Genomic DNA, 3152 nt, shown 5'->3' on the forward strand with positions numbered 1-3152 from the left:
ATCCAGCAGCGTCTGGTAGATGGTGGGCGGTCCGGGCAGCACGGTGATGCGGTGCGCGGCGATGGCCGCCAGCGCGCGCGGCGGATCGAAGGTCAGCTGCGGGATCAGGGTGGCGCCGGTCTGCAGGCAGGCCAGGATCCCGGCCTTATAGCCGAAGTTGTGGAAGAACGGGTTGATGCACAGGTAGCGGTCCTCGGCGCTGACCTTGCCGCAGGCCGCCCACGCCGCCGCGCCGGACAGCGACTGCCGGTGTGCGCACAGCACGCCTTTGCTGCGCCCGGTGGTGCCGGAGGTGAACAGGATGTCGGACACGTCGTCGGGGCCGACCGCGGCGGCGCGGGCATCGACGTCGGCGGCGGGCACCCGCGCCCCGGCGGCGATGAACGCATCCCAGCTGCCGTCGTCGCGTTCGACCGGAACCCGCACCACGTGCCGCAGCGCCGGCAGTGCGTCGCGATCGAGTTCGGCGACCTTGTCGGCACCCAGGAACTCGCCCATCCCCACCAGCACGGGCGCGCCGCTGCGGGCCAGGATGTCGGCGGCCTCCGCGGCGGTGTAGCGGGTGTTCAGCGGCACCAGCACCCCGCCGGCGTAGTGGATGGCCAGGCAGGCCACCACCCAATGCCAGGTGTTCGGCGACCAGATTGCCACCCGGTCACCGGGGGCCACCCCGTGCGCGATCAGCGCCGCGGCCGCGCGGCGCACCTCGGCGCGCAACTCGGCGTAGGACAGCCGCCGATCGTCGCAGATCAGCGCGGCCTGGTCGGGAAGATCCCGGGCAATCCGGTCCAGGACCGCAGGCGTGGTCCGCGGATCGGCGGTCATTGACGCTCCAGACTCGGGCTAACAAAGCAAGTGCTTGGTAGGTTAGCCTACAGGGGTGCAACAGGTCGAGGAGTTCCGGGCTGAGGTCCGCGCATGGCTCGCCGACAACCTGGTCGGTGAATTCGGCAAGCTCAAGGGCCTCGGCGGCCCGGGCCGTGAGCATGAGGCGTTCGACGAGCGGATGGCCTGGAACCGCCATCTCGCCGCGGCCGGGCTGACCTGCCTGGGCTGGCCGGTCGAGCACGGTGGGCGGGGCCTGTCGGTCGCGCACCGGGTGGCGTTCTACGAGGAGTACGCCCGCGCCGACGCGCCGGACAAGGTCAACCACCTCGGCGAGGAGTTGCTGGGCCCGACGCTGATCGCGTTCGGCACCCCTGAACAGCAGCAGCGGTTCCTGCCCGGGATCCGCAACGTCACCGAACTGTGGTGCCAGGGCTATTCGGAGCCCGGCGCGGGTAGCGATTTGGCCAACGTGGCGACGACCGCGGTGCTGGATGACGTGGGTGAGCAGTGGCATATCAACGGCCAGAAGGTGTGGACGTCGCTGGCGCACCTGTCGCAGTGGTGTTTCGTGGTGGCCCGCACCGAGAAGGGCTCCAAACGTCACGCCGGGCTGTCCTATCTGTTGGTGCCGCTGGATCAGCCCGGGGTGCAGATCCGCCCGATCGTGCAGCTCACCGGGACCTCGGAGTTCAACGAGGTGTTCTTCGACGACGCGGTCACCGACGCCGACCTGGTGGTCGGGCAGCCGGGTGATGGTTGGCGGGTGGCGATGGGCACGCTGACCTTCGAGCGCGGCGTGTCGACGCTGGGGCAGCAGATCCGGTACGCGCGTGAGCTTTCCGCGCTGGTGGCGCTGGCCGAGCGCAACGGGGCCGCCGAGGATCCGTTGATCCGGGAGCGGTTGACCCGGGCCTGGGTCGGGTTGCGGGCGATGCGGTCCTACGCGATGGCCACCATGGACGTCGAGCAGCCCGGGCAAGATAACGTGTCCAAGCTGCTGTGGGCCAACTGGCACCGCGGCCTCGGTGAGCTGGCGATGGACGTGATCGGGCCGGCCGGGGTGGAGCTGCCCGGCGGCGAGTTCGACGAGTGGCAGCGGCTGTATTTGTTCACCCGCAGCGACACCATCTACGGCGGATCCAACGAGATTCAGCGCAACATCATCGCCGAGCGGGTGCTCGGCCTACCCCGGGAGGCTAAGGGATGAGCCTGACTGCGGTGCCGGACGAAATCGCCGGACACGGACTGCTCACCGGCAAGGTGGTGGTGGTGACGGCCGCCGCCGGCACCGGGATCGGGGCGGCGACCGCGCGCCGGGCGTTGGCCGAAGGCGCCGACGTGATGGTGTCCGATCACCACGAGCGGCGGTTGGGCGAGACCCGGGATCAGCTGGCGGCGCTGGGGCTGGGCCGGGTGGAAAGCGTGGTGTGCGACGTGACGTCGACCGCGCAGATCGATGCGCTGATCGCGTCGACCACCGCGCGGATGGGCCGGCTGGACGTGCTGGTCAACAACGCCGGGCTGGGCGGGCAAACCCCGGTCGTCGACATGACCGACGAGGAATGGGACCGGGTGCTCAACGTGACTTTAACGTCGGTGATGCGGGCTACCCGCGCGGCGCTGCGCTACTTCCGCGACGCCGACCACGGCGGGGTGATCGTCAACAACGCCAGCGTGCTGGGCTGGCGCGCGCAGCATTCGCAGGCGCATTACGCGGCGGCCAAGGCCGGGGTGATGGCCCTGACCCGCTGCAGCGCGATCGAAGCCGTCGAGTACGGGGTGCGGATCAACGCCGTCTCGCCGTCCATCGCCCGGCACAAATTCCTGGAGAAGACCAGCTCAGCCGATCTGCTGGACCGGCTGTCGCAAGGGGAGGCGTTCGGCCGGGCCGCCGAACCGTGGGAGGTGGCGGCCACCATCGCCTTTTTGGCCAGCGACTACTCCAGCTACCTGACCGGGGAAGTGATCTCGGTATCTAGCCAGCACCCCTGACCGGCGGCAGACCCCCCAACCAGCGGGCGACTTCACCGAGTTCGCCCGCCCACCCGGCGCCGCGGTCGCCGCCAATAGCCGTCTGTCAGGAGCGACCGACGTGCCTATGCTGGACCTGCTTTGCTCACAATGCAGTCGTCCGGGAAACCGCCGGACAACCGAGTAGGGGGTTTTCGGTGAGTTACGGCGGGGAAGGGGGCGGGAGGGGGGGGCGCGGGTCCGTCGGGCCCTAGCCCCCCGCGGGGGGCTTCTATTGCACTCTTGCGCTGTCGGGTGACGGGTTTGGGGGGGGCGGGGTGGGGGGGTGGGGGGGGGTCGGCGTGTGTTGTGGG

3 protein-coding genes are annotated in these 3152 nt (G+C 70.1%); 2 read left to right on the plus strand and 1 reads right to left on the minus strand.

The annotated features are described in order from the left end of the window. Positions 1–825 (minus strand): AMP-binding protein (locus tag BKN37_RS26610; protein ID WP_165618410.1); only part of this gene is annotated, 825 nt, incomplete at its 3' end. Between the two features lie 55 nt (positions 826–880). Between BKN37_RS26610 and ipdE1 the strand changes: the two genes are divergently transcribed. Both ipdE1 and ipdF read left to right on the plus strand, forming a co-directional pair. Further along, positions 881–2035, plus strand: a complete 1155-nt coding sequence (gene ipdE1 / locus BKN37_RS26615; RefSeq protein ID WP_071030244.1) for an acyl-CoA dehydrogenase IpdE1 — start codon at positions 881–883, stop codon at positions 2033–2035. Continuing rightward, a complete protein-coding gene (gene ipdF, locus BKN37_RS26620; protein WP_071030246.1) occupies positions 2032–2820 on the plus strand; it encodes a (5R,7aS)-5-hydroxy-7a-methyl-1-oxo-2,3,5,6,7,7a-hexahydro-1H-indene-carboxyl-CoA reductase in 789 nt (262 codons plus the stop codon). Before ipdE1 ends, ipdF begins: the two co-directional genes overlap by 4 nt. Positions 2821–3152: the final 332 nt, after the last annotated feature.

The sequence above is a fragment of the Mycobacterium talmoniae genome (assembly GCF_001854525.1).
GTDB lineage: Bacteria > Actinomycetota > Actinomycetes > Mycobacteriales > Mycobacteriaceae > Mycobacterium > Mycobacterium talmoniae.